19 protein-coding genes are annotated in these 25,322 nt (G+C 65.9%); 11 read left to right on the top strand and 8 right to left on the bottom strand.

The window, feature by feature from the left end:
* The first annotated feature begins 17 nt into the window (after positions 1-17).
* The 3 genes from tldD to ACMDCM_RS15025 are packed head-to-tail and all read left to right on the top strand — an operon-like array spanning position 18 to position 2,606.
* Positions 18-1,445, top strand: a complete 1,428-nt coding sequence (tldD, locus tag ACMDCM_RS15035; RefSeq protein ID WP_412774303.1) for a metalloprotease TldD — start codon at positions 18-20, stop codon at positions 1,443-1,445.
* Positions 1,442-2,212, top strand: coding sequence for a signal peptidase I (gene lepB / locus ACMDCM_RS15030; RefSeq protein WP_412774302.1), 771 nt, complete (start codon positions 1,442-1,444; stop codon positions 2,210-2,212). Before tldD ends, lepB begins: the two co-directional genes overlap by 4 nt.
* Before the next feature lie 46 nt (positions 2,213-2,258).
* Entirely contained in the window at positions 2,259-2,606 is a 348-nt protein-coding gene (locus ACMDCM_RS15025) for an MmcQ/YjbR family DNA-binding protein (RefSeq protein ID WP_412774301.1), read from the top strand.
* Between the two features lie 36 nt (positions 2,607-2,642).
* On the opposite strand, the gene ACMDCM_RS15020 is transcribed toward ACMDCM_RS15025, so the two are convergent.
* The 3 genes from ACMDCM_RS15020 to ACMDCM_RS15010 form a co-directional block, all read right to left on the bottom strand.
* Positions 2,643-3,155 carry a PAN domain-containing protein gene (locus tag ACMDCM_RS15020; RefSeq protein ID WP_412774769.1) on the bottom strand — a complete coding sequence of 171 codons (513 nt, stop codon included), beginning with the start codon at positions 3,153-3,155 and terminating at the stop codon, positions 2,643-2,645.
* Between the two features lie 196 nt (positions 3,156-3,351).
* On the bottom strand, positions 3,352-4,722 hold the full coding sequence (locus ACMDCM_RS15015; protein ID WP_412774300.1) for a glutamate--cysteine ligase: 1,371 nt from the start codon (positions 4,720-4,722) through the stop codon (positions 3,352-3,354).
* A 99-nt stretch (positions 4,723-4,821) separates the two neighbouring features.
* The gene (locus ACMDCM_RS15010) at positions 4,822-5,313 is read right to left on the bottom strand and encodes a MarR family winged helix-turn-helix transcriptional regulator (protein ID WP_412774299.1); all 492 of its coding nucleotides are present in this window, start codon (positions 5,311-5,313) and stop codon (positions 4,822-4,824) included.
* A gap of 482 nt (positions 5,314-5,795) precedes the next feature.
* Between ACMDCM_RS15010 and ACMDCM_RS15005 the strand changes: the two genes are divergently transcribed.
* From ACMDCM_RS15005 to ACMDCM_RS14995, 3 genes are all read left to right on the top strand, one after another.
* Positions 5,796-9,068: a tetratricopeptide repeat protein gene (locus ACMDCM_RS15005; protein WP_412774298.1), complete on the top strand. Its 3,273-nt coding sequence runs from the start codon at positions 5,796-5,798 to the stop codon at positions 9,066-9,068.
* Between the two features lie 192 nt (positions 9,069-9,260).
* On the top strand, positions 9,261-10,190 hold the full coding sequence (locus ACMDCM_RS15000) for a sulfite exporter TauE/SafE family protein (RefSeq protein WP_412774297.1): 930 nt from the start codon (positions 9,261-9,263) through the stop codon (positions 10,188-10,190).
* Entirely contained in the window at positions 10,187-10,978 is a 792-nt protein-coding gene (locus ACMDCM_RS14995) for a TIGR02186 family protein (protein ID WP_412774296.1), read from the top strand. Before ACMDCM_RS15000 ends, ACMDCM_RS14995 begins: the two co-directional genes overlap by 4 nt.
* Positions 10,979-11,043: 65 nt before the next feature.
* Here ACMDCM_RS14995 and ACMDCM_RS14990 read toward each other — a convergent pair whose 3' ends face one another.
* The 3 genes from ACMDCM_RS14990 to ACMDCM_RS14980 form a co-directional block, all read right to left on the bottom strand.
* Positions 11,044-12,372 carry an NRAMP family divalent metal transporter gene (locus tag ACMDCM_RS14990; protein ID WP_412774295.1) on the bottom strand — a complete coding sequence of 443 codons (1,329 nt, stop codon included), beginning with the start codon at positions 12,370-12,372 and terminating at the stop codon, positions 11,044-11,046.
* A 97-nt stretch (positions 12,373-12,469) separates the two neighbouring features.
* The gene (locus ACMDCM_RS14985) at positions 12,470-13,255 is read right to left on the bottom strand and encodes an MBL fold metallo-hydrolase (protein ID WP_412774294.1); all 786 of its coding nucleotides are present in this window, start codon (positions 13,253-13,255) and stop codon (positions 12,470-12,472) included.
* A gap of 9 nt (positions 13,256-13,264) precedes the next feature.
* The gene (locus ACMDCM_RS14980; RefSeq protein ID WP_412774293.1) at positions 13,265-14,200 is read right to left on the bottom strand and encodes a DMT family transporter; all 936 of its coding nucleotides are present in this window, start codon (positions 14,198-14,200) and stop codon (positions 13,265-13,267) included.
* Between the two features lie 97 nt (positions 14,201-14,297).
* On the opposite strand from ACMDCM_RS14980, the gene ACMDCM_RS14975 reads away from it, so the two are divergent.
* Positions 14,298-15,161, top strand: coding sequence for a LysR family transcriptional regulator (locus ACMDCM_RS14975; protein ID WP_412774292.1), 864 nt, complete (start codon positions 14,298-14,300; stop codon positions 15,159-15,161).
* Here the strand turns inward: ACMDCM_RS14975 and pdeM are convergent, their stop codons facing one another.
* Entirely contained in the window at positions 15,162-15,815 is a 654-nt protein-coding gene (pdeM, locus tag ACMDCM_RS14970; RefSeq protein ID WP_412774768.1) for a ligase-associated DNA damage response endonuclease PdeM, read from the bottom strand.
* Positions 15,816-15,965: 150 nt separating this feature from the next.
* Positions 15,966-18,725, bottom strand: a complete 2,760-nt coding sequence (locus ACMDCM_RS14965) for a ligase-associated DNA damage response DEXH box helicase (RefSeq protein ID WP_412774767.1) — start codon at positions 18,723-18,725, stop codon at positions 15,966-15,968.
* Positions 18,726-19,006: 281 nt separating this feature from the next.
* On the opposite strand from ACMDCM_RS14965, the gene ACMDCM_RS14960 reads away from it, so the two are divergent.
* From ACMDCM_RS14960 to ACMDCM_RS14945, 4 genes are all read left to right on the top strand, one after another.
* The gene (locus ACMDCM_RS14960) at positions 19,007-20,353 is read left to right on the top strand and encodes an outer membrane protein (protein ID WP_412774291.1); all 1,347 of its coding nucleotides are present in this window, start codon (positions 19,007-19,009) and stop codon (positions 20,351-20,353) included.
* Positions 20,354-20,532: 179 nt separating this feature from the next.
* On the top strand, positions 20,533-21,084 hold the full coding sequence (locus tag ACMDCM_RS14955; protein WP_412774290.1) for a GNAT family N-acetyltransferase: 552 nt from the start codon (positions 20,533-20,535) through the stop codon (positions 21,082-21,084).
* A 105-nt stretch (positions 21,085-21,189) separates the two neighbouring features.
* Positions 21,190-22,113: a zinc metalloprotease HtpX gene (gene htpX, locus ACMDCM_RS14950; RefSeq protein WP_412774289.1), complete on the top strand. Its 924-nt coding sequence runs from the start codon at positions 21,190-21,192 to the stop codon at positions 22,111-22,113.
* A 347-nt stretch (positions 22,114-22,460) separates the two neighbouring features.
* The gene (locus ACMDCM_RS14945) at positions 22,461-25,232 is read left to right on the top strand and encodes a hybrid sensor histidine kinase/response regulator (RefSeq protein WP_412774288.1); all 2,772 of its coding nucleotides are present in this window, start codon (positions 22,461-22,463) and stop codon (positions 25,230-25,232) included.
* The last annotated feature ends 90 nt before the right edge of the window (positions 25,233-25,322 follow it).

The following is a 25,322-nucleotide window of genomic DNA, read 5'->3' as shown; positions in this document are numbered from 1 at the left end:
TGAATTCGGAGCAAGCCATGACCAGCCCCCTCACTACCTCCCTGTTCGACCGTGCCGATCTCGATCGCGATTCCGTGCGCAACGAAGTGGCGCGAGGCCTCAAAGGCGCTGACGACGGGGAACTGTTTCTGGAGTACAGCCAGAGCGAGGCGCTGATGTTCGACAACGGCCGCCTCAAGCAGGCGACCTACGACACCTCGCAAGGCTTCGGGCTTCGCGCCGTCAAGGGCGACGCGGTCGGCTATGCTCATTCGTCGGACATTTCGATGCCCGCGCTGATCCGCGCCGCCGATGCCGTCGGCGCCGTGCGCGGCGGCTATGATGGGACCTTCGCGGCAGCTCCCTCACGCACCAACGTACGGCTCTACGGCGACGACAATCCGCTCGACGGCCTCGGCTTCGAGACCAAGGTCAAGCTGCTCGCCGAAATCAACGCCTATGTCCGCGACAAGGATCCGCGGGTACGCCAGGTGTCCGTCAGCCTCGGCGCGACCTGGCAGGTTGTCGAAATCATGCGGCCGGACGGCGAAAGCTACCGCGACATCCGCCCGCTGGTGCGGATGAACATTTCCGTCGTCGCCGGACAGGGCGACCGGCAGGAAACCGGCAGCCACGGCTATGGCGGACGCGAGGGCTATGCCCGGTTCATCGAGACCAAGGCGTGGCGATCGGTCGCCGACGACGCGATCCGTCAGGCGCTGGTCAATCTGGAATCGATTCCTGCGCCCGCCGGCGAGATGGACGTGGTGCTCGGTCCCGGCTGGCCCGGCGTGATGCTGCATGAAGCGGTGGGGCACGGCCTGGAGGGCGACTTCAACCGCAAGAAGACGTCCGCCTTCGCGGGGCTGATGGGTCAGCAGGTCGCGGCCAAGGGCGTCACCGTGGTCGACGACGGCACCATTTCGGCGCGGCGCGGCTCGCTGTCGATCGACGACGAGGGCACGCCGACGAGCCGCACCGTGCTGATCGAGGATGGCATCCTGGTCGGCTACATGCAGGACCGCCAGAACGCCCGGCTGATGGGGATGAAGCCCACCGGCAACGGCCGCCGCCAGGATTATGCCCATGTGCCGATGCCGCGCATGACCAATACCTATATGCCGGCGGGCGACCGCGACCCCGCGGAAATCCTGGCCTCGGTGAAGAACGGCATCTACGCCGCGAATTTCGGCGGCGGTCAGGTCGACATCACCTCGGGCAAGTACGTGTTCCAGTGCACCGAGGCGTACAGGATCGAGAACGGCAAGCTCGGCGCGCCGCTCAAGGGCGCGATGCTGATCGGCAACGGACCGACCGACCTGCATCGCATTACCATGGTCGGCAACGATACCGCGCTCGACGACGGCGTCGGCACCTGCGGCAAGAACGGACAGGGCGTGCCGGTCGGCGTCGGCCAGCCGACGCTGCGCATGGAACGGATCACGGTCGGAGGAACGGGCGGATGAGCACGGACTCCTCGACATCGGATTCGTTGGCCCGCCGCTGGGGCGGACAGATCGTCCAGATCGCGGCGATCGTGCTGGTGGTGCTGATCGCCAAGGGCGCGCTGGCCGAGCCGTTCTATGTGCCGTCGGCCTCGATGGAGCCGACGCTTCTGATCGGCGACGCGCTGCTGGCGACCAAATACCCTTACGGCTACTCAACCGCCTCGATGCCAATCCATATCTCTTTTCCGGAGACATCGCGCGTCTTCGGCGAATTGCCCAAACGCGGCGACGTCGTTGTGTTCCGCTGGCCCGGCGACCGCTCGCAGGTCTGGGTGAAGCGCGTCATCGGCCTGCCCGGCGACCACATCCAGATGCGCGACGGTCGTGTCTGGATCAACGGCCATGCGGCGGAGCTGAAACCGGACGGCCTCGGCGAGGCCGAGAACGACAACGGCTCGAGCGAACCTGCGCAACGTTATGTGGAAACGCTGCCGGGCGGCGTCTCGCACATTATTTTCAAGATTCACGACAACGGCCGGCTCGACAATACGGCGGAGGTGACCGTGCCGCCGGGCCATCTGTTCGTGATGGGAGACAACCGCGACAATTCCGCGGACAGCCGCGTGCCCGTGCGCGAGGGCGGCGTCGGCCTGCTCCCGACCGACGACCTGGTCGGCCGGGTCGATGCCATCGTCGGATCATGGGACCTGGGCATCCGCAGCCAGCCGGTGTGGACCTGGCTATCGGGTTTCCGCCTCGCGCGTTTTTTCACGGCGGTGCATTAAAAAAAACCGGTGTCCGCCTTGCGGGCTACGCGCTGGACCGCGCGCCATGACCTTCGACGATATCAGAGCCATCGCGCTGCGTTGGCCTGAGGTGGAGGACGGCACCTCCTATGGCACGCCTGCCCTCAAGGTGTGCAAGAAGATGCCGGTGCGGCTGAAAGAGGACGGCGACAGTCTCGTCATGCCGGGCGTACCGCAGGACGAGCGTGCCGTCCTGATAGAAAGCCGGCCAGAGGTGTTTTATGTCACCGACCCTTACCGCGATCATCCGATGATGCTGATCCGCCTGTCCAAGGCGACGCGCGCGCGCGTCGAGCCGCTTCTGCTCCGCCAGTGGCGCGCCGGCGTCGAAGAAGGCACTGAACGGCATTATAGCGGCATTAATCAAGCGTGATCGCAAGCGCCCCACGGCGCTTGATGCGACCGGCGCCTACCGCACCACCCCGGACGTGAAGCCCGGCCGGCGGCGCGGCGGCTTGATTTCCTTTTTCAGAAAACACCGCGCGGCTTTGCCGGCATAGCCCGGCCGCGCATAGGTCCACGCCCGGCACTTGCTGTCGGCATCGCACGCATGCCGGCAGACCTGATCGGCATCGGCTCTCTCGTCTTTCTTGAATTCGAAGACGCGATAGTCGCCCCCGGAACGATCCGTCGATGTTTCGACCGGGCCGATTCGTCGCTCGATCACGCCCGCTCCACGCACGCCGGATACGCAACACGGATTCGCGATCCGCGGCGGAACGGCATTCTTGAGCCAGCAGACGGCTACCTCCGAACGTTCGCTGGGATAGCTGAAACTCCAGGCGCGGCAATGGCGGTCGCGCTCGCACGCCAGCGCGCAGTCGGCCGGATCGCCCGAGCGCAGCGACATTCGCAGATAATCGGCGCCGGGCCGGTCGAAATTGGTCTGGGCATGCGCCGGTCGCGCCACCAGAAAGGCCATCGATGACAGCCCCGCCAGCACGATTAAGCCGATTCTCAATGCGCAGGCTTTCAACAGATGCCGCAAAACAGCGTATCCCGGACAAGAAGAGCGCGGACGCGGCTCATTAAATCGACACCTTGATGTATGGTGGATGAACGAGCTCGCCGCTGATCCGAAGATCGGCCGAGTCTCGATTCCTCGTCCCACGCGGATTTCAGAATGCGTATTCGCTGTAGGCCGGCTCGACCGATCCTGCCCATGCGCCGTTGAACTTCTCCAGCATCTCCTCGGCGGGAGAGCGGCCCGAGTCCAGGATGCGATCGAGCGGCTCCAGATGCCGCGACTCGTCGCGGCCGAGATGATCGACATGGCCGCGCCGGCGCAGACCCGCATGCGCCAGCACCAGGCATTCCTTCGCGACCTCGAACAGATAACGATCCTTGATCCGGGACTTGAAACCCATCCGCGACACGTCATCGCGCAACGCCTGACGTTCCGATGCGCTCCAGCGCTTCACGATATCCCAGGCCGCATCGAGGCTGGCGTCGTCGTAGAGCAATCCGACCCAGAACGCCGGAAGCGCGGGCAGGCGCCCCCACGGCACGCCATCGGCGCCGCGCATTTCCAGATAGCGCTTGAGCCGCACCTCGGGAAAAATCGTCGACAGATGATTGGCCCAATCCGAAAGGGTCGGCCGCTCGCCGGGGATGGCCTGGTTCCTGCCGTGGAAGAAATCACGGAACGAGGAGCCCGACACGTCGATGTAGTTTTCGCCACGCTTGACGAAATACATGGGAACGTCGAGCGCGTAGTCGACCCAGCGTTCGAACCCCATGCCGTCCTCGAACGCCCACGGTATCATTCCGGCGCGCGCGTTGTCGGTGTCGCGCCAGATTTCCGAGCGGAACGAGAGAAAGCCGTTCGGCTTGCCCTCGGTGAAAGGAGAATTGGCGAACAGCGCGGTCGCAACCGGCTGCAACGCGACCGAGACTCTGAGCTTCCTGACCATGTCGGCTTCGGACGAGAAGTCGAGATTGGTCTGCACCGTGCAGGTCCGGAACATCATGTCGAGGCCGTAGCGACCGACCTTCGGCATGTAATCCCGCATGATCCGGTAACGCCCCTTCGGCATCATCGGAATCTGCGCCCGCGACCATGACGGCGTCATGCCGAGGCCCAGAAACCCGATGCCGAGCGGCGTCGCGATCTCCTTGACCTGCGCCAGATGCGCGGCGAGTTCGGACTGGGTCTGATGCACCGTCTCGACCGGCGCGCCGGACAGTTCGAACTGCCCCCCCGGCTCCAGCGAGATCGCCCCGCCGCCGGTGACGTCATGAAGGCCGATGATGTTGCCCTGCTCCATGATCGGCTCCCAGCCGAGCAGAAGCTGCATGCCTTCGAGCAACGCGCCGATGCCGCGCGAGCCTTCATAAGGCACGGGGTCGTGACCCTGAAGCGTGAACGGCGTTTTTTCGTGCTCGGTGCCGATGCGGAATTCGGATGCGGGCTTCACGCCGGCTTCCAGCCACGCCACCAGTTGGTCGCGCGATTGCAGCGGCGTCATATCGATCTGGTCACGCGCCATGAAAAATCCAGGTGTGGAGCGTTTCGACCGAACGCACGCGGTGCAGGTAGGGAATGCAAACCGGACGACGGTCCGCAATCGCGAATGGCGAGAGAGACATCATCGCGCCGACGCACCGTCTCTCACAGCCAGCGCCTGAGCCTCATTGCAGGAACAACCGAGCCGGTCAAGCAGCCCGCAAAGCTTTGCTGCGTCTGCGTCGGAGAGTTTGGAGCCGACATGCTTTTCGATCGCCATCGAATAGGCCTGTCCCATCTTCTTCCGCAGCTCGCGCCCGGCGTCGGTGATCTCGACGAATTGACCGCGCTTGTCGGCCTTGCACTCGCGCCGCATCGCGAGCCCCTCCTCCACCAGGCGGTCGATCAAACGCGAGGTCGCGTATTGCGGCAGCAGCATCCGCTTTTCCAGTTCGACCGGCCGCAGTTCGCCTGCCGGTGCGCGCGACAGCGCGAGCAGCGCGTCGTAGGAGGCCAGCGGCGGAAAACCAGCCTTCTTCAACTCCTGCTCCACGGCAGCCAGCACCCGGCTCCGCACGCGCATCAGGCGAATCCAGGCAGCGGCGGCCTCGATCGACGGTTTGCGTCTCGTCATGAAACCCCTATGCGCCGCCGGCAGCTTACCGCACTCGATGCAACTGCATCAATCGCGACTCCCGACGCGTCCGAGGCGCGGGCAACCACCGGCGAGCGGGAAGCACGACGAAGGCGATTCCGCCCGAATCCGCTCACTCCTCCGAATTTCGGGTCGTCATGCTCGCGTCGGTCGAGGTGGTCGACGATTTCCGGGCTCGGCTGCAAATTCTTTATATGCGCAACCGCGGCCGGGATTTCGTTTGAAGGGTGCCTTGTCGAAAATGCAATCATCGATTGCATTGGCCTGCCTGGGCCGCGCATCCTGTCCCAAAATGCAACTTTTGGCGGCGGCCGCCCGGCTCCTTAACCCGTTGTTTACCCTAACACGAAAAGGTTGAGCCCGAGATGCAGAGGGTGCGCCGGCTTGGGATTGTCTATCGAAGGGGGCGCGCGGAACCTGTGGGCGCATCGGATGCGCCAGTTCAGACACCGGACGACAGCATGAATTCGCGCGGATCGTGGAGCGACGACGGAACCGAACCATCCGTTCGCGAGCGGGCCGAAGCCGCTGCGCGACGGGCTGGCATGTCCCTCAACGAGTGGCTCAATTCCACGGCTGGCAACGCTATCCCGGATTCCCGGATGACGCAGCCGCCGGTCCCGAGCCAGGACAGCCGCGACGTCGCGGACATCCATCAGCGGCTCGATTCCATCACGCGTCAGATCGATCAGTTGTCGAGCCCGGCCACGCACGGCGAACCTGCCGTCGCCCGCCAGCTCAACGACGCCATTTCGCGGCTTGACGCCCGCCTCGCCCGTGTCGCCGCCCACGCGCCCGCGGAGAATGCGCAGGACCGCGCCGACCGGGTCGAGCGCGCCGCAGCCGAGATCTACAGCCGGTCGACGCCGCCCGATCCCGTCTCGCTCGAATTCGCGATCGCGGAAGTCGCCGCGCGCCAGCATGAACTCGACGGCGCGTCGCGCGCATCGCCGTCGCCCGGCTCGTCCCCCGTCGCCCCGGCGATGACGACGTTGCGGCCGGCATCGGATTTCTCCAGCCTCGAGCGGCAGCTCTTCAAGATCACGAGCCAGATCGAATCGCTGCAGCGCCCGGACGGGATCGAGCAGTCGATCATCGCATTCCGCAGCGAGCTTGCCGGTATCCGCCACATCATCACGGAGGCGATGCCGCGCCGCGCGATCGAATCGATCGAGGACGAGATTCGCTTGCTGTCGCGGCGCATCGACGACGTGCGCCAAAGCGGCAGCGACGGCCAGGCGCTGGCCAATATCGAACGCGCCCTCAATGAGATCTACGACGCGCTGCGATCGCTGAAGCCGGCTGAGCAACTTGCGGGATTCGACGACGCAATCCGCAATCTCGGCGCCAAGATCGACACGATCGTGCGCGACAGCGGCGACAACGGCGTGGTGCAGCAGCTCGAAAACGCGATCGTCGCGCTTCGCGGCATCGTGTCCAACGTCGCCTCCAACGAAGCGCTGGCGCGGCTTAGCGACGATCTCATTCTGCTGTCGTCGAAAGTCGACCTGCTCGGCCGGTCCGAAGGCAATGGCGATTCGTTCTCCGCGCTGGAACAGCGCGTCGCTGCGCTGACGGCGACTCTGGAAAACCGCGAACGCCCCGTCTCCGGCAGTTCCGAGCAACTCGAGGAAGCCGTACGCGCGCTGTCCGACCGTCTCGACCGTCTGCCGGCCGGTCAGGATTCGTCGGCGACGCTGGCGCATCTCGAACAGCGAGTGTCGCTGCTGCTCGAACGCCTGGAGACCGCCGGCGGCCGCTCAGGCGCCGATCTCGCAGGAATCAATCTCACGCGTGTCGAGGAAGGCTTGCAGGACATCCTGCATCATCTGGAACGGCAGCAGGCCGGACTCGCGGCGCTGGCCGAAGGCGGTCCGCGCAGCGCAGGCCTGGCCATGGACAGCGAGGTCGTCGAGGCGATCAAGCGCGAACTGTCGGAGATGCGCTTCTGCCAGTCGGAAACCGACCGTCACACCCAGGACGCGCTTGAGGCCGTTCATAATACGCTCGGGCACGTGGTCGATCGGCTCGCGATGATCGAAGGCGATCTGCGCGCAGTCCGCGCCATGCCCGGCCCGCGGGCCGAACCGTCTCGCGGCGCGATTCCGGAATCGCCCGCGCATCTGCCGCCGAAGCCCGAACTCCCCAATCCCGTTCTCTCGCAGACGGCGCCGCCGCAGCCCGCTCCCGCCGCTCCGGCGTCAGGTCCGATCCCGCCGCGCGCGACGCCCGAAACCCGGACGGACGGCTTCGAGCCCGAGCACCTCCCACAATCGGCAACGCCGCGCCCGCAGTCACCGCGTCCGGCGATCGACCCGGACCTGCCACCCGATCATCCGCTGGAACCGGGGACCCGCCCGCCCGCACGCGGAGCTGCGGCGCGCATCGCGGCCTCTGAGAGCGCGCTCGGCGACATTACCGGGACGCCCGGCGAGCAATCGGGTTCATCATTCATCGCGGCTGCGCGCCGCGCAGCGCGGGCAGCCACCGCCGCGGCGCCGTCGTCCGACAAGGCCGGCCGAACCAAGATCGCCATCGAGCCGGCGCGTCCCGCCGCAGGCGGCGGTTCCGGCCTCACTTCCAAGATCCGGTCGCTGCTGGTCGGAGCCAGCGTGGTCGTGATCGTACTCGGCGGTTTCAAGCTCGCAATGTCGCTGCTCGATGGAAACCAGCGCGCAGCGGTCAGCGAACCCGGTCCGGTCACCTCGCCCGAAACAAAACCGCCGGCAGACGCTGACGCCCAGCCCGGAACGGATCACCCGGGCGCGATTCCCGAAATGCCGTCCATGACCTCGCCGACGCCGATCGACCGGCAATCGATGAATTCGCCGCCGTCGGCCGGGAGTCCGGCTCCGGCCGAATCCCCGTCGGAGCTGGCGCCGTCGAGCCCGCCGGAGACCACATCCGCCGACGTCACCGGCTCGCTTCCGATCGCACCCGCAGCCGTCCCGGAGGAACATCCACCGCAGCCGATCGCAATTCCCCGTTCGGAATCACTCCCCGATGGCATCGGCGGCCCGAAGCTGCGGACCGCAGCGCTCCACGGCGACCCCGCAGCGGCATTTGAGGTCGGCCTCCGCTATGCGGAGGGCAAGGGCGTTGCCGTCAATTACGTCGAAGCCGCGAAATGGTATGATCGCGCCGCGCAAGCCGGCGTCGTACCCGCCATGTTCAGGCTCGGCACCCTGCATGAAAAAGGCCTCGGGGTCGCCAAGGATCTCGACGCGGCGCGCCGCTACTACATGCAAGCGGCCGAACGGGACAATGCAAAGGCCATGCATAACCTCGCGGTGCTCGACGCCGACGGCGGCGGCAAGGGCGCCGACTACACGAGCGCGGCGCAGTGGTTCCGCAAGGCGGCCGAGCGCGGCGTCACAGACAGCCAGTTCAACATCGGCATTCTCTATGCCCGCGGCATCGGCATCGAACAGAATCTTGCGGAAGCCTACAAGTGGTTCAGCCTCGCAGCCGCCCAGGGCGACGTGGATTCCGGTCGCAAGCGCGACGAGATCGCCAAGCGCCTCGATCCACAGACGCTGGCGGCGGCCAAGCTGGAGGTTCAAACGTTCGTTCCCAAGCCTCAGCCTGACGATGCGATCAACGTCGCAGCCCCCGCCGGCGGATGGGACGGCGCAACCGCGCGGGCTCCCGCCAAAACCACGGCAGCCCGATCCACGACGGCAAAGCGGCCCGCAACCGCAAAGCGGGCGATGGCCGGACACGTCGCCCGTTAATCCAGGTATTCGCCACCTTCGGACCGGATCGGCGCGCCCGGCGAAAAAGCCGGCCCGTCCCTAATTCTTTAACCCCGGCCGCTGATGATTTCGGTTATGCAGGAGACGCGGCTTGCGGCCGCGCCGCAACCGAAGGTCCATGCTGCGGAAAGGCGCCGGCCGGCCCGCGGCGAAATCCGAAAACGAACGCGCGTGCAGCTCTATCTCCCGATCGCCGATCTTCCGGTCAACGTGTTCCTCATCCTGGCGATGGGCGCGGCGGTGGGTTTCGTATCCGGCATGTTCGGCATCGGCGGCGGCTTCCTGATGACGCCGCTGCTGATATTCGTCGGCATTACTCCCGCAGTCGCGGTCGCGACGGTCGCGAGCCACATCGCCGCCTCCTCTTTCTCCGGCGCGCTGTCCTATTGGCGCAAGCGCGCGATCGATCCGATGCTCGCGCTGATCCTGTTGGGCGGCGCCATGGTCGGCACCACGCTCGGCGTCTGGACCTTCACGCGGCTGCGCGAACTGGGCCAGCTCGATCTTTTGATCGCGCTGGCCTACGTGGTGCTGCTGTCCGGCGTCGGCGGAGCGATGTTCTGGGAGGGTCTGCGCGCCATGCTGCGGACCCGGCAAGGCCAGACCGCGCTGCTGCGGCGGCGTCCGGGCGGCCATGGCTGGGTTCATGGCCTGCCGCTGAAAGTCCGGTTCAAGCGATCCAAAATCTACCTGTCGGCCATTCCCGTCGTGGCCATCGGCCTCTTCATCGGCTTCATCGGCGCGATCATGGGCATCGGCGGCGGCTTCATTCTGGTGCCGCTGCTGATCTACCTGCTGCGCGTACCGACGTCGACCGTGATCGGCACCTCCATGTTGCTCACCCTCGTCACCATGACGTTCGCCACCGTGCTGCACGCCGCCACCAATCACCTCGTCGACGCCGTGCTGGCGTTGATCCTGATGACCGGCGGCGTGACCGGCGCGCAATTCGGCGCCCGCGCCGGCCAGCGCATCCGCGGCGAACACCTGCGCCTGCTGCTCGGGCTGTTGATCCTGGCGGTCGGGATCCGCTTTGCGGTCGAGCTGGGAATTCGTCCCGCCGACCTTTACACCGTCCGCGAGACCACGGGCGGCATATGAGGACGCGCGCGACATGCTCGGCGATGGGCCTGGCGCTGCTGCTCGGCACGACTTTCATCGCGGGTGATGTGCGCGCCGAACACCTGATCGTCTCGGTGTCGAACCATCGCATCACCGTGACGCCGAACTATTCAGGGGAGGAGCTGGTGCTGTTCGGCTCCATCGAGCGCGACGGCGATACCCCGGTTCCGCGCTCCGGCTACGATCTCGTCGTGACCGTCAGGGGTCCAGGGATCGACATGGTGACGCGTCGCAAGGAACGCAGGTTCGGCATCTGGGTGAATGCCGGCTCGCGACAATTCCTCAAGGTCCCGGCCTATCTCGCGACCTTCGCCAACCGGCCGCTGGACAAGATCGCGGCGCCGGACGTCCTGCGCCGGCAGCAACTCGGACTGAACAACGTGCTGCTGACCCAGCGCGTCGGCTCCGACTATGCCGACGTCGTGGCGAGCGACCCGTTCCGCCGCGCCTTCATAAGGCTGCGCATGGAACATGGACTGTACCGCGAGAACACCTCGGCCGTGACCTTCCTGACGCCGAGCCTGTTCCGCACCGGCATTCCGCTTCCGGCCGAGGTGCCGACCGGCACCTACACCATCGGCATCAAGCTGCTTGCCGGCGGCGCGCTGATCGCAAAGACCGATACGGCGTTCGAGATCGTCAAGGTCGGCTTCGAGCATCTCGTTGCCACTGCCGCCCGACAGCACGGCGTCCTTTACGGCGTGGCGACAGCGTGCATGGGGTTGATGGCGGGCTGGATGGCGTCGATCGTCTTCCGCAGGGACTGATGATCAATCCGTAGCTCGCGCGGATTCTTGCCGCAAAACCGATATCCAGTTTTGCGGACTACGCGCTACAGCGCCCATGCGACGGCCATTGCCACGACTCCCGCGGCCATCACGACGGTGGCAAGCCACCCCAGCCAGTACAGCATGCCCGTGACGATAAACCCGCCCATGACGTCGCGGCGGCGCACCATCGCCATCAGCAGCGCCATCACCGGGACCGCGAGCACGCCGTTGATGACCGCGCTCCAATACAAGGCCTGGATGGGATCGACAGGCGTGAAGTTGAGCGCGATTCCGATCGCCGCCGACAGCGCCAGCACCGCATAGAACGCGGCCGCCTCCTTCGGCTTGCGCGCCAGCCCGACCGGCCATCGCCGTCCCTCGCCGACGGCGTAGGCGGCCGAACCCGCCAGCACCGGAACCGCCAGCAGTCCGGTGCCGACGATGCCGAGCGCGAAAATCACCTCAGCAAACTGGCCCGCGATCGGCCGCAACGCTTCAGCGGCCTGCGCCGAGGTCTCGATGTCGGTCTTGCCGGCGGCATGAAACGTCGCGGCGGCGGTGAGAATGATCGCGACCGCGATCAGGCTCGAGAACGCCATCCCGACGATGGTGTCGGCGCGGATGCGGTGGAATTCCTTTCGCGCGCCGTGATGCCGGTCGATCAGCGGCCGTTTCCCGGAATCGACGCGCTGATCCTCGGCCTCCTGCGAGGCCTGCCAGAAGAACAGATAGGGCGAGATCGTGGTCCCGAGGATGGCGACGACGGTGGTGAGAAACGGTGCGGTGAACTCGACGCGTGGAATCAGCAGTCCTGCGAGCGCCTCGCCCCAGGACACGCGCGCGACCGCAAGCGCGGCGACATAAGCGAACAGGCTCAGCGTCAGCCACTTCAGGACGGCGACATAGCGCGCGTAATCAAGGAAGATCTGCGCTGCGACCGACGTGACGCCGAAGAAAAGCACATAGGCGAATGCGGGGCCGCCGAACAAAAGCTTGAACGAATCCGCCATGGCGGCGAGGTCGGCGGCGACGTTGATGGTGTTGGCGACGAACAGCAGTGCGACGATGCCGTTCAGGAGGCTTGCGGGATAATGGCGGCAGACGTTTCCGGCGATGCCATGTCCGGTCACGCGGCCGACCCGCGCGGAGATCTCCTGGATCGCGGCCATCAGGGGAAACGTCAGCACCATGGTCCAGCTCGCGGCGTAGCCGAGCTGCGCGCCGGTCTGGCTATAGGTGCCGATGCCGGAGGGATCGTCGTCCGCCGCGCCGGTGATGAGGCCCGGACCGAGCGTTTTGAAGAAAGCGCGCCACCGGAACGACGGCGCGCTTTTTAGTATCCGGCCGTTCCGGCCAGCCTCTTGACGTGGTCCTCGCACCGCTTTTGTCATGCCCGCTCCAGCCGCGCCAGACAACGCGGTGGGCAAATTCCGGTTCCGGAAGCGACCCCCAGGCGGCCAGCGAAGCCGCCGTTGCGCGCAACGCGGATCAGTCTATTGCGGCGATTTCGATCTCGGTCGCGATCCCCGGTTCCAGCATTTTCAGCCGTGCGCCAAAACCGAGTATGTCGAACGACGACCTGAGATCATCGCCATTCTGTCTCAGATGCTTCCATCCGTCGTGATGCACCGGCACGATCATGGCCTCTGGAAAAGCTCTGGCCGTTTCGATGGTGTCGTTGGTGTCCATGGTGATGTGGAAAGGCCCGCGCGTCTGCGCCGCGCCCGCGAAAGGCAGCACGATCCCTGCCTTGAAGCGCTTCGCCACTTCGGCGACCCCGTCGAACCAGACCGTGTCGCCGGTGATGTAGACCGGCCGGATGCCCGGATCGGCCGGAGTCAAAACGAAGCCGATGACATCGCCCGCGATGGGCTCGATCCCGGCTGGACCATGCCGCGCAGGCGCAGCCGTGATCGTCAACGCGCTTCCATCGGGCTTGGTGAGGTCGGCGCTCGCCCATGGCGCCAGGCCTTCGGCATGGCCGCCGAGCCGCTTCGCCCCCGCGACCGTTGTCAGCACGCGGCTTGCGGTTTTCAGAAAATCCCGGCCCGAGTTGTCGAGATTGTCACGGTGCTGATCGTGGCTGAGCAACACCGCATCGACCGCACCGATCTTGTCGGCGCTGAGCGCAGGACCTGACAACTTTTCGAGCGTCACCTGCGGCAGCATGTACGAGCCGGGCGCGTCGAAGGTCGGATCGGTCAGCAGACGAAAGCCGCCGACTTCGATCAGGGCCGTCGGGCCGCCGATCAGGGTAATACGAAGCGAGGTCATGGCAGTCTCCTATCTTGCAGGCCGCGCTGGGGTGGCCGCGGGACGGGTGACGAGATGAATGCCGAGCGCCACCGGAACGATCCCGAGCAGATCGCGGAGCGCGAGGTGCTCGCCGAGCACCAGCCAGGCGAAGAACATGGCGAGCGGCGGCATCAGGAAGTGATAGGCGCTTGCAGCGGTCGCGCCGCAGACCTTGAGCAGGTGAAACCACAGCACATAGGCAAGGATCGAGCCGCACAGCACGAGATAGGCAAACGCCGCCAGCAGGCGCCAGCTCGGCACGATATCACCCACGCTCGAAAGAGCCGAAGCGAACGGCAGCAGCGCAACGCCGCCAGCCAGATTCTGGACGCCGTTGCCGAGCCAGAGATCGCCCTTCGGCGCGAGCCGCTTGAACAGGATGGTGCCGGCCACGATCGAGGCCAGCGAAGCCAGCGTGTATGCAACGCCGTGCAGGCTGTCGGCGCCGACCGATACGCGATCCCAGACGATGAAGGCGACACCGGCGATGCCGAGCAGCAGGCCCGCGATCTTGCGCCAGGTCAGGCTCTCGCCGAGAAAGACAGCGGCCAGCACAGCAGTGAATACCGGGTTGGCGCTGACGATCAGGCCGCCGAGACCGGCCGATACGGTTTGCAGTCCGGTGTAGCCAAGACCGAGATACAGCGCATTGTTGGCGATGCCGAGCAGCGCAAAGATCGCGACGTCGCGGCGGGAGAGTGACCAGCCCTCGCCGCGCAGCATGGCAATGCCGAAAATCAGGATGCCCGCCAGCAGAAATCGCGCCGTGAGCAGGATCAGCGGCGGGCAGTCGGTGACGCCGACCTTGCCGGCGACGAAGGCGAAGCTCCACAGCAGGCAGAACGCGACAATGGCGAGCGGCAGCGCGTTGAGGGCGGAGCGTGGTGCCGCGGGCGAGGCAACGGATGACGAGATGAGGGACATCGGGAAGTCTCCTTTGCCCCCGATGTAGGCCCAAGCCTTGTCATTTGGAAATTAAATGATAAAATATCGATAAGTGGATTTTCGAATGGTATGCGCCATGCTGGATCTGGAGCTGTTGCGCAGTTTCGTATCGGTCGTCGACGCCGGGGGCTTCACCCGCGCCGGCGAGCGCGTCCACCGCACCCAGTCGACCGTCAGCCAGCAGATCAAGCGGCTGGAGGACGATTTCGGCCGTCCCCTTCTCAACCGCATCGGCAAGAAGGTCGTACCCACGGAGGATGGCGAGCGGCTTTTGGCCTATGCGCGGCGTCTGCTGGCGCTGGCGGAGGAAACCCGCGACGTGCTAGCGCGGCCGAAAGGCGAAGGCGTCGTCAAGCTCGGAATTCCCGAAGACTTCGCCGCCTATCGCCTGACCGAATTGCTGGCGAGTTTCAAGCGGTCGCATCCCGGTCTGCGGCTCGACGTCCGCGCCGACCAGAGCATGTGTCTGCGCCGCGACCTCGAACGCAGCGAACTCGACCTCGCTTTGCTCAAGCGGCCCGCAGGCGAAAAGGGCGGCATCGGTGTGTGGCCGGAGCGGGTCCATTGGGTGACCAGCAAGGTCCATCCCGTCGATCCGGGAACGCAATCGGTTCCGTTGATCGGTTTTCCGCCCGGCTGCCTGTATCGGGCCGGCGCCATTCACGCCATCGAAAGCGCGGGCCGCACCTGGCACATGGCCTATACCAGTTCGAGCCTCGCGGGAATCCAGGCCGCGGTCGCCGCCGGCCTGGGCCTGGGTCTTCTCTCCGAGATCGCGATTCAGCCCACGCATCGCGTCCTGACCGCAAAGGACGGCTTTGCGCCGATCGACAAAACCGAGGTGGCGCTGATGGCTACGCCGGAGGCGAGTTCGGCCACGCTGCGCGTCGCCGATCTGCTGGCGGATTTCTGCAATTCGGTGCAGGCGGAGGCGGCGTGATCAACGGCAGCGCGATGCCGCGATCGCGTGCATCCGGCTGTCGCCGAGCACATGCGCCACGAAATCGGTCGAGAAGATCCGGGCGAACGCCCTGTCGCGGATGCTGAGGCCGCCGGCATAGGCGCCGAACGCCGGCATTACGGCGCGTTCGCCGTCGCTTGCAAAGCAGCGCCGCTCCATGGAACGGCCACGCGTCGAGACCCGCGCCTTCGGATGCAGGTGACCTGCGATTTCTCCGAACTCACCTGTCGGCTCGTGGCGAAACACGATCCCGCCCAGCGCAACCTCGGTTGCGACCAGGCCGCCGAGATCGGGCGGCAGCGCCGGATCGTGATTGCCCGAAATCCAGATCCAGTCGCGGCGGGTTTGCAGAGCGGAAAGCGCCTCGCGATCCGGCGTCGACAGCCGCTGATGGGCATCGCGATCGTGAAAGCTGTCGCCGAGCGCAATCACGATGCACGGATCGTAATGCGAGATGACGGCCGCGAGCCGCGCAAGCGTCGCCTGCGTGTCATAGGGCGGCAGCAGCACGCCGCGCATGGCGAAACTGGAGCCTTTCTCCAGATGCAGGTCGGAGACGACGAGCAGCCGCTCCTGTTCCCAGAACAACGCGCCGGAGAGATCGGCGAGAAAATCGGCTGCGCCAACACGCATGGCTTGCCGCAGCCCGACGTCGTTGATGGCCAACACGCTCAAGAGATGATCCGAATCGGAAAGAGGCTCGTTGCTTTCATAGATCATGCGAACGAGCTTCCGAAAAGAGCCGAGACCAAGGGAACCCGGCAAATATGGACCGCGATGGCATCACCGCCCCATCGCTTCCTTGACGAGGTCCTCGGCGGCTTCGGCCAGCAACTCATCGGAGGCTTCGCCATAGACGGCCTCGCGGCCGATTTCCAGCATCACCGGCACCGCGAGCGGCGAAATGCGATCGAGCGGCTTGTGCGTGATGCGCCCCGTGATCCGCGCCAGCATATCGCTCAGGCGGCGGATATCCAGCAGTCCGGTCGCGGCGTCCGTGCGCGCCGCGCGCAGCAGCACATGATCGGGCTGGTGCTTGCGCAGCACGTCGTAGACCAGATCGGTCGAGAACAGCACCTGTCGCCGGCTTTTCTCCTCGCCCGTGAAGCGGCGCGCGATCAGCCCCGAAATGATCGCGCAACTGCGGAAGGTGCGCTTCATCAGCGCGGATTCCGCAAGCCACGCCTCAAGATCGTCGCCCAGCATATCCGGATCGAACAGCGCGTCGAGATCGAGGCGCGCGTGGCGGATCATCGATGACGCATCGCCGAGCATCCAGATCGCCAGCGCGTATTCGTTGGCGACGAAGCCGAGCGGACGGGCGCGCATCCGCTCCAGCCGCCGCGTCAGGAGCATGCCGAGCGTCTGGTGCGCGAGCCGTCCCTCAAAGGGATAGCAGACCAGGTAGTGTTTGTCGGCGCGTGGGAAGGTCTCGACGATCATCTCGCGCGCATGTGGGACGCGCGAGACGGAAGCCTGCAGCGACAGCCAGTCCCGCACCTGATCCGGCAAGTTGTTCCATGCGCGCTTGTCGTCCAGCAGATTGCGCACCCGTTCGGCCAGATAGGTCGAGAGCGGGAACTTGCCGCCCATGTAGGACGGCACCTTGGGACTGTCGTCATTGGCGCGGGAGACATAGACCTGATCCTCCACCAGCGCCTCGTAGCGCACGATCTCGCCGCCGAATACGAAGGTGTCGCCGGCAACAAGTCCCTCGATGAAATATTCCTCGATCTCGCCCAGCATCCGCCCACCGCGCGCGATCGCGCCGGTCGATCCCGAACCGCGGTGTCGTGAGCGCACCAGTTTCACCTTCAGCATCGCCTCCTCGACGATGGTGCCGACATTGAGGCGATAGCTCTGCCGCACGCGCGGATTGGCCACGCGCCAGCGGCCGTCCTTGTCCTGCCTGATGCGGGCGAAGCGCTCATAGGTTTTCAGCGCGTAGCCGCCGGTGGCGACGAAATCGATCACGTCATCGAAATCGGTACGCGTGAGGTTTGCGTAGGGCGCGGCCGTGCGCACCTCATCAAAGAGCTGATCGGCGTGGAACGGCTCGCCACAGGCGCAGCCCAGCACGTGCTGGGCCAGCACGTCCAGCGCGCCTGAGCGCAGCGGCGGCGTGTCCTGCGCGTTTTCGTTCACCGCATCGATGGCGACGCGGCATTCGAGCACCTCGAACCGGTTCGCGGGCACCAGCACCGCGCGCGAGGCTTCATCGAGACGGTGATTGGCGCGACCGATGCGCTGCATCAGCCGCGACGAGCCTTTCGGCGCGCCGATGTTGATGACGAGATCGACGTCGCCCCAGTCGACGCCGAGGTCGAGCGAGGAGGTGCAGACCACGCCGCGCAGGCGGCCCGCCGTCATCGCCTGCTCCACCTTGCGGCGCTGCGCGACGTCGAGCGAGCCGTGATGCAGCGCGATGGCGAGACCGTCGTCGTTGATGCGCCAAAGGTCCTGGAACAGCATCTCGGCCTGGCTGCGGGTATTGACGAACACCAGCGTGGTCCTGTTGCGCCTGATCAGATCGTAGACCTCCCCCAATGCATGGCGCGCCGAATGCCCGGCCCATGGCAGCCGCTCTCGGGTGTCGAGCATCTCGACGATGGGAGCGGCCGCGCCGCCGGCTGTGACGATGTCGGCGGCCCTTCCTCCCTCTCCCCTTGTGGGGGAGGGTTGGGATGGGGGGTGAGCGACTTGCGATGCGTCCGCGTCACCCTGCCCTCCGCTCCGCGGCGTGCCACCTTCTCCCGCAAGGGGAGAGGGTTTACCACCGCTCCCTTCGCTCGGAAGCGAGGAAACAATCTGCGGCACCAGAAATCGCGCCAGCGACTCCGGCTCCGCCACCGTCGCCGACAGCCCGATCGTGCGCATCCGCGGCGCGAGCCGCCACAGCCGCGCCAGCGCGAGCGACAGCAGGTCGCCGCGTTTGGAGGTCACCAGCGCATGCAGTTCGTCGAGCACCACGCGCCGCAATGACGAAAACAGGAACGGCGCATCATCCGAAGCAAGCAGCAGCGCCATCTGCTCCGGCGTCGTCAGCAGGATATCCGGCGGATAGCGCCGCTGCCGTTGCCGCCGCGACACCGGCGTGTCGCCGGTGCGGGTCTCGACCTTGATCGGCAACCTCATCTCGGCGATCGGGGCTTCGAGGTTGCGGGCGATATCGACCGCCAGCGCCTTCAGCGGCGAGATGTAGAGCGTGTGGAGGCCTTGGCGGATTACTCCCTCCCCCCTTGAGGGGGAGGGTTGGGGAGGGAGGTAGGCCGCAATACTGGGAGTTTGTGGCCTACCCCCCTCCCGCCGCCCTTCGGGCGTCGATCTCCCCCTCAAGGGAGGTGAAAGCTCCACCAGCGTCGGCAGAAATCCCGCCAGCGTCTTGCCGGCGCCGGTCGGCGCGATCAGCAACGCCGAGCGGCCAGCACGCGCCTTTCGCAGCAAGGCCAGTTGATGCGCGCGCGGCGACCACCCCCGCGCCGCGAACCAGCGCAGGAAGCCATCGGGCAACAGGAGCCGTTCTTCGCGATCGGCGATGTCCACGCCCCGAGAGGTAGGCGGTCCTGCTTGTCCGGTCGAGCCCGGGGATCGCAGCGAATCAGGCACGTCGATCCGCCCGGCGGGTTGGCTGCTTCGCGTGGCCGGAGCCGCCGGCGCGATTTGCGCAGACATCGGCGAACCGCATGCCGGATCACTGATTTTTCAGCACTTTTGAGCAAGACAGCCATCATTCCCGGCGACTGTGGCTACCGAAACACAGACAAGTTACCGGGCGAAGCGTACAGTTTCGCACACCTACGCGGACGGGGAACATGGGGAACACAATGAAAAAAATTCTGCTTGGCGCTCTGCTGGCCAGCACCGCAATGAGCGCCCAGGCGGCCGATCTCGCGGTTAAGGCCCCTTATTACAAGGCGCCGGTGGCTCCGGTCTATGACTGGACCGGCTTCTATCTGGGCGTGAACGCCGGGCTCGGCCTCGGCCGCAACCAGAACCGGATCTTCGGCAACGGCGGCGGTTTTTCGCAATACCTGGCGCCGTTCGGCGCGCTGGGCGGCGGCCAGATCGGCTACAACTGGCAGACCAATTCGTTCCTGGGCCCGCTGGTGTTCGGCGTCGAGGCCGACATCCAGGGCGCGGACATGAGCGACAACCGCTCGAACTTCCCGGTTCCATACAATCAGACGCTCGACTGGTTCGGCACCGCGCGCGGCCGCGTCGGTCTCGTCACCGGTCCGACCCTGACCTACCTGACCGGCGGCTACGCCTACGGCCACGTCAACACAACGCTCACCGGGGTCGGCGCGCCGCCGTTCAGCGGCAACCGCGACGGCTGGACCTGGGGCAGCGGCGTCGAGGCCGCGCTGGGCGGCAACTGGACCGGCAAGATCGAATACCTTTATCTCGACCTCGGCGACCGCACCGACCTGATCGCCAACACGGTCCCGATGCGCAACACGTTCCATGAGAACATCTTCCGCGTCGGCCTGAACTATCGCATCGGCGGCAACGGCGCTTACACACCGATGGCCACCGCCAACTGGACCGGCTTCTATCTCGGCGGCAATGTCGGCTCCGGCACCAGCCGCGACCGCACCACGCTAGAAGACGTCACCACCGGAACCCGTGCGCTCTTCAATCTCGCGCCCGACGGCATCATCGGCGGCGGCCAGATCGGCTACAACTGGCAGGCCGGCAACATCGTCTACGGCCTCGAGACCGACTTCCAGGGCTCGACACAGGAAGACAACAAGACCTGCTTCGGCTGCGCGCCGAGCGCCTCGCTCGATTTCAATGCGAAACTGCAATGGTTCGGTACCGTCCGCGGCCGCCTCGGCTACGCAATCGGCCCCTCGCTGTTCTACGCCACCGGCGGTTTCGCCTACGGCAACGTCAAGACCGCGATCAATGAAGTGAGCTTCTCGGATACCCGCACCGGCTGGACCGTCGGCGCGGGGATCGAAACGCCATTCGACCTATTCGGTTTGTTCGGGCCGAACTGGACCTCGACGACAGAATATCTCTATGTCGATCTCGGAAAGGCCGCCCACGACTTTACCCTCGCTGGCGCCCCCGGCCAGCCGGGCGTGCTGACCACCGGTGCGCAGGAGCACATCTTCCGCACCGGGTTGAACTATCACTTCAATACGCCGGTAGTTACGAAATACTGATCGCGACGGCACCGGACCTCAAGGCCCGGTGCAGGCTGCGTGAAAGCTTGGGGGAGTGGGCAAGAGGGCCGCATCGTATCGCGATGCGGCCTTTTTATGCGTGGAATTCGACGTGTTGCCACGGCAACGATCCGCGGAAACAGTGACACTTTTGCGGAAGCCGGCATAATCCTCGCGCCATGTCCGATCCCGTGATCCGAGCCGCCAATGAGGCCGACCTCCCGGCCGTCACCGGGATTTATGAGCACGCCGTCCGTTTCGGGACCGCGACCTTCGAGCTTGTGCCGCCCGATCTCACTGAGATGACGCGGCGGTTCGGCGCACTGCGGGACGGCGGCTTTCCGTATCTGGTGGCGGAACTGGCGGGAGCCGTGGTCGGCTATGCCTATGCCGGCCCCTACCGGCCGCGACCGGCCTATCGTTTCACCGTGGAGGACTCGATCTATCTGGCGCCGGCCGCCCAGCGCCGCGGCGTCGGATTACAGTTGCTGCGCCGCCTGATCGCCGAATCCGAGGCGCGCGGCTGTCGCCAGATGATCGCCGTCATCGGCGATTCCGCCAATGCGGGATCGATCGGGGTGCATGCGCGCGCCGGCTTCACAACGGTCGGCACCCATCCCGCGGTCGGCCTCAAGTTCGGCCGCTGGCTCGACACCGTGACGATGCAGCTCTCGCTCGGCGAGGGGAGCACGACGATTCCAGTCGAACAGGCGACGCGCGGCCCTGGCTGACGACGAAGGATTGCCGCGACGGGCCGCCGCACTTGCGCGCGCCGATCCGCAATTCCCATGTTCTGTGGTGCCGCCCCCATGTCCGGGAGCGATCCGAGGAGCTGGATGAACTATTTTCGTACTGCGATCCTGCTGGCGGGCCTTACCGGCCTGTTCATGGGTGTAGGCTATCTGATCGGCGGCGCCAATGGCGCGATAATCGCGCTCGCTGTCGCGGCCGCGACCAATATCTTCGCCTACTGGAACTCCGACCGCATGGTGCTGTCGATGTATGGCGCCCACGAGGTCGATGCCGGCACGGCGCCGGACCTGCACCGCCTGGTGGCCGAACTCGCGGGGCGCGCCGGACTGCCGATGCCGCGCGTGTTCCTGATGGACAATCCGCAGCCCAACGCCTTCGCCACCGGCCGCAATCCGGAGAACGCCGCCGTGGCGGTGACGACAGGACTCGTGCAGTCCCTGCGCCGCGAGGAACTGGCGGGCGTGATCGCGCACGAACTCGCGCACGTCAAGCACCACGACACGCTGCTGATGACGATCACCGCAACCATCGCCGGTGCGATCTCGATGCTGGCGCAGTTCGGCATGTTCTTCGGCGGCAACCGCAATAACAACGGCCCAGGTATCATCGGTTCGCTGGCGATGATGATCCTCGCGCCGCTCGGCGCCATGCTGGTGCAGATGGCGATCAGCCGGACCCGCGAATACGCCGCCGACGAGACGGGTGCGCGCATCTGCGGCCAGCCGATGTGGCTGGCCTCGGCGCTGGCCAAGATCGACAATGCGGCGCATCAGGTGCCGAACATGGCGGCGGAGCGAGCGCCCGCCACCGCGCACATGTTCATCATCAATCCGCTGTCGGGGCGCGGCATGGACAATCTGTTCGCCACCCATCCTTCGACCGAAAACCGCATCGCGGCCCTGCAGCGGCTGGCCGGATCATCGGGCCCTGCTCCGGCCGCGCCGGATGGCGGCCGTTCGGGCGGCCCGTGGGGCGGGCAGTCGCGCCCGCGCGGGCCTTGGGGCTAGCGCGCATGACCTGCGAATGACCTGCGACGTCAGAAGCCGCTGACGCCGCCTCGTCCGGTCGGCGAGGTCGTCGGCCGCCTGAGATCCTGTTCGCCGGGCCGGGGGATATCAACGATCCTGGCTGGCCGGAGCGGGTCCTTGCCGGGGGTTTTCCAGCCCGCGACAACCCGGACTTGCCGCCCGCAAAAAATTGGTGGAACCAAAGAGCGGGAGACGGCGTTTCGTTCCAATTGTGACTCGGTATGCAGCGTCCTGGGATGCAGGCCGGCCTGCCCAACAATCTGTCTGTTTGATGCTGGAAAAGGTAAAGTGTGAGTAGCCGGGCTTTTCTCGCAGATGGCGGGGAGATGGGCGATTTGACGCGCCGTTTCGATTGGACCGGCACATCTCTCGGCGCCCCGGAAACCTGGCCCCAGAGCCTGCGGACCGCTGTCCGTATCATGCTCAACACCAACCACCCGATGTTCATCTGGTGGGGGCCGGACCTGATCCAGTTCTACAATGACGCCTATCGCCAGACCATGGGACCGGAACGGCACCCCAGCGCGCTCGGCCAGAGAGGCCGGGAATGCTGGGCCGAGATCTGGGACATCATCGGCCCACAGATCGAGCACGTCATGGCCGGGCGCGGCGCGACCTGGCATGAGGACCAGCTCGTTCCGGTCACGCGGCACGGCAGGCTGGAGCAGGTCTACTGGACCTACGGCTTCAGCCCGATCGATGAGGATTACGGTGTCGGCGGGGTGCTCGTGGTGTGCCGCGACGTCACGCGCGAACATCTTGCCAAGATCGCCTTGCAGGAGCGGGAGACCGAACTCGCGCGCGTGCAGGCGATCGGCCGGATCGGCGGCCTCGAGGTCGACCTGTGCACCGGCCATCGCAGTCGCAGGTCGCCGGAATATATCAAGATACACGGTCTCCCGCCGGAAGCTGTCAACGAAAGCCACGCCGACTGGCTCCGCCGCGTTCATCCCGATGACCGCGCCGTTGCCGAAGGACAGTTCATCGACGCGGTGCGGGGCGGTGATCGCGAATACGCGGTGCGTTACCGCATCATCCGGCCGAACGACGGCGAGACACGCTGGATTTCGGCGCGATCGGTGATCGAACGCGACGCCGACGGCAAAGCGATCCGTCTGTTCGGCGCGCACATCGACATCACCGATCAGGTGGAGGCGGAGCGCTCCATCCGCCAGCGCGAGGAGGAATTCCGCACGCTTGCGGAAGCGCTGCCGCATCATGTCTGGACAGCGACCTCCGACGGCTCGTTCAACTGGTTCAATCCGCGCGTCTACGACTATGTCGGCGCGCGGCCGGGCGAACTCGGCGGCAAAATCTGGAGCAAGGTAATCCATCCGGACGACGCATCCGCCTCGGCCACGGCATGGACCCGTGCGGTGACCCGCGGCCAGCCCTTCGAGATCGAATACCGGTTGCGCGGGGCGGACGGCAGTTATCGCTGGTTTCTGGCGCGCGCGGTGCCGGCGCGCGATGAAGACGGCCGCATCACACGCTGGATCGGCACCAACACCGACGTTCACGATCAGAAGCGGATCGCCGGCAAGCTCGCCGAACTGAACGCGACGCTCGCCGAACGCGTCGAGGAGAAGACCCGCGAGCGCGACCGCATCTGGAACGTATCGCAGGACCTGCTGCTGGTCACCGACCGTGACGGCGTCTGGCGTTCCGTCAATCCCGCCTGGACCAGAACGCTCGGCTGGAACGAAGCCGAGCTGCTGGAGCGCACCGCCGAATGGATCGAGCACCCCGAGGATATCGTCAAGACCCGGGTGGAGGTTCGCCGCCTCGCACGCGGCAAGGCCACCGTGCGATTCGAAAACCGGCTCCGGCACAAGGACGGCTCGTACCGGTGGCTGTCATGGACCGCGGTCCCGGATCAGAACCTGATCTACGCCGTGGCGCGCGACGTCACCGCGGAGAAAGCCGCGGCCGAGCGGTTGAGGGCCGCCGAGGAGGCGCTGCGTCAGTCGCAGAAAATGGAAGCGGTCGGCCAGTTGACCGGCGGCATCGCTCACGACTTCAACAACCTGCTCACCGGCATCGTGGGCTCGCTGGATCTGATGCAGACGCGTCTCAATCAGGGCCGGACCGATCGCGCCGGCCGCTACATCGAGGCCGCGATGGCTTCGGCAAATCGTGCCGCGGCGCTGACGCACCGGCTGCTGGCGTTCGCCCGCAGGCAGCCCCTGGTGCCGAAGCCGGTCGACGCCAATCAGCTCGTCCTGTCGCTCGAAGACTTGCTGCGCAGGACCATCGGCGAGGCAATCGACCTGGAGATCGCGCCGTCCAAACGGCTGTGGCAGACGCTGTGCGATCCGAACCAGCTCGAAAGCGCGCTGCTCAATCTCGCCATCAATGCACGGGACGCCATGCCCGGCGGCGGCAGGCTCACGATCGCCACGGCTAACACGACCGTCGGCGCCGCCGATGCCGGCTCCTCCGCCATGCAGCCGGGCGATTATATCTGCATCACCGTCGCCGACACCGGAACGGGCATGACCGCCGACGTGGCGGCGCGCGCCTTCGATCCTTTCTTCACCACAAAGCCGATCGGCCAGGGAACCGGACTCGGCCTGTCGATGATCTATGGATTCGCGCGGCAATCGAACGGCCACATCACCCTTGACACCGCGCCGGGACGGGGCACGTCGATCAGGCTTTGCCTGCCTCGTCATGATGGCGTCCCCGAGACCGATCAGGCGTCCCAGGCCGGCCGGGACAGGATGGTCGCGACCGGCGAAACCGTGCTGGTCGTCGAAGACGAACCCGTGGTGCGCGGCGTCATCATCGAGATGCTGCATGATCAGGGCTATCTGACGCGCGAAGCCTCCGACGGAGCGGCTGGCTTGCGGATTCTGCAACTGGACAAGCCCGTCGATCTCCTGCTGACGGACATGGGACTGCCCGGCATGAACGGTCGCCAGCTCGCGGATCAGGCGCGGGAACTGCGGCCGGACCTGAAAATCCTTTTCATGACAGGCTATGCGGAAAACGCCGCCAATGCCGAAGGCTTCCTCCAGCCCGGCATGGACATGATCACCAAGCCGTTCGATCTCGGCCATCTGTCGCAACGGGTGCGCGACATCATCTCCAGCTGAAAGCGCCGACCCAATGGCGTCGTCATCGCCGCACCGCGCGGGACCGCCGCTGCGCCGAAACGATTTTGTTCCATGGGGAACCGGCCCTTT

It is taken from the genome of Nitrobacter sp. (assembly GCF_047149785.1).
In the GTDB taxonomy this organism is placed as follows: Bacteria; Pseudomonadota; Alphaproteobacteria; order Rhizobiales; family Xanthobacteraceae; genus Nitrobacter.
This window is presented reverse-complemented; position numbering and strand designations above follow the sequence as displayed.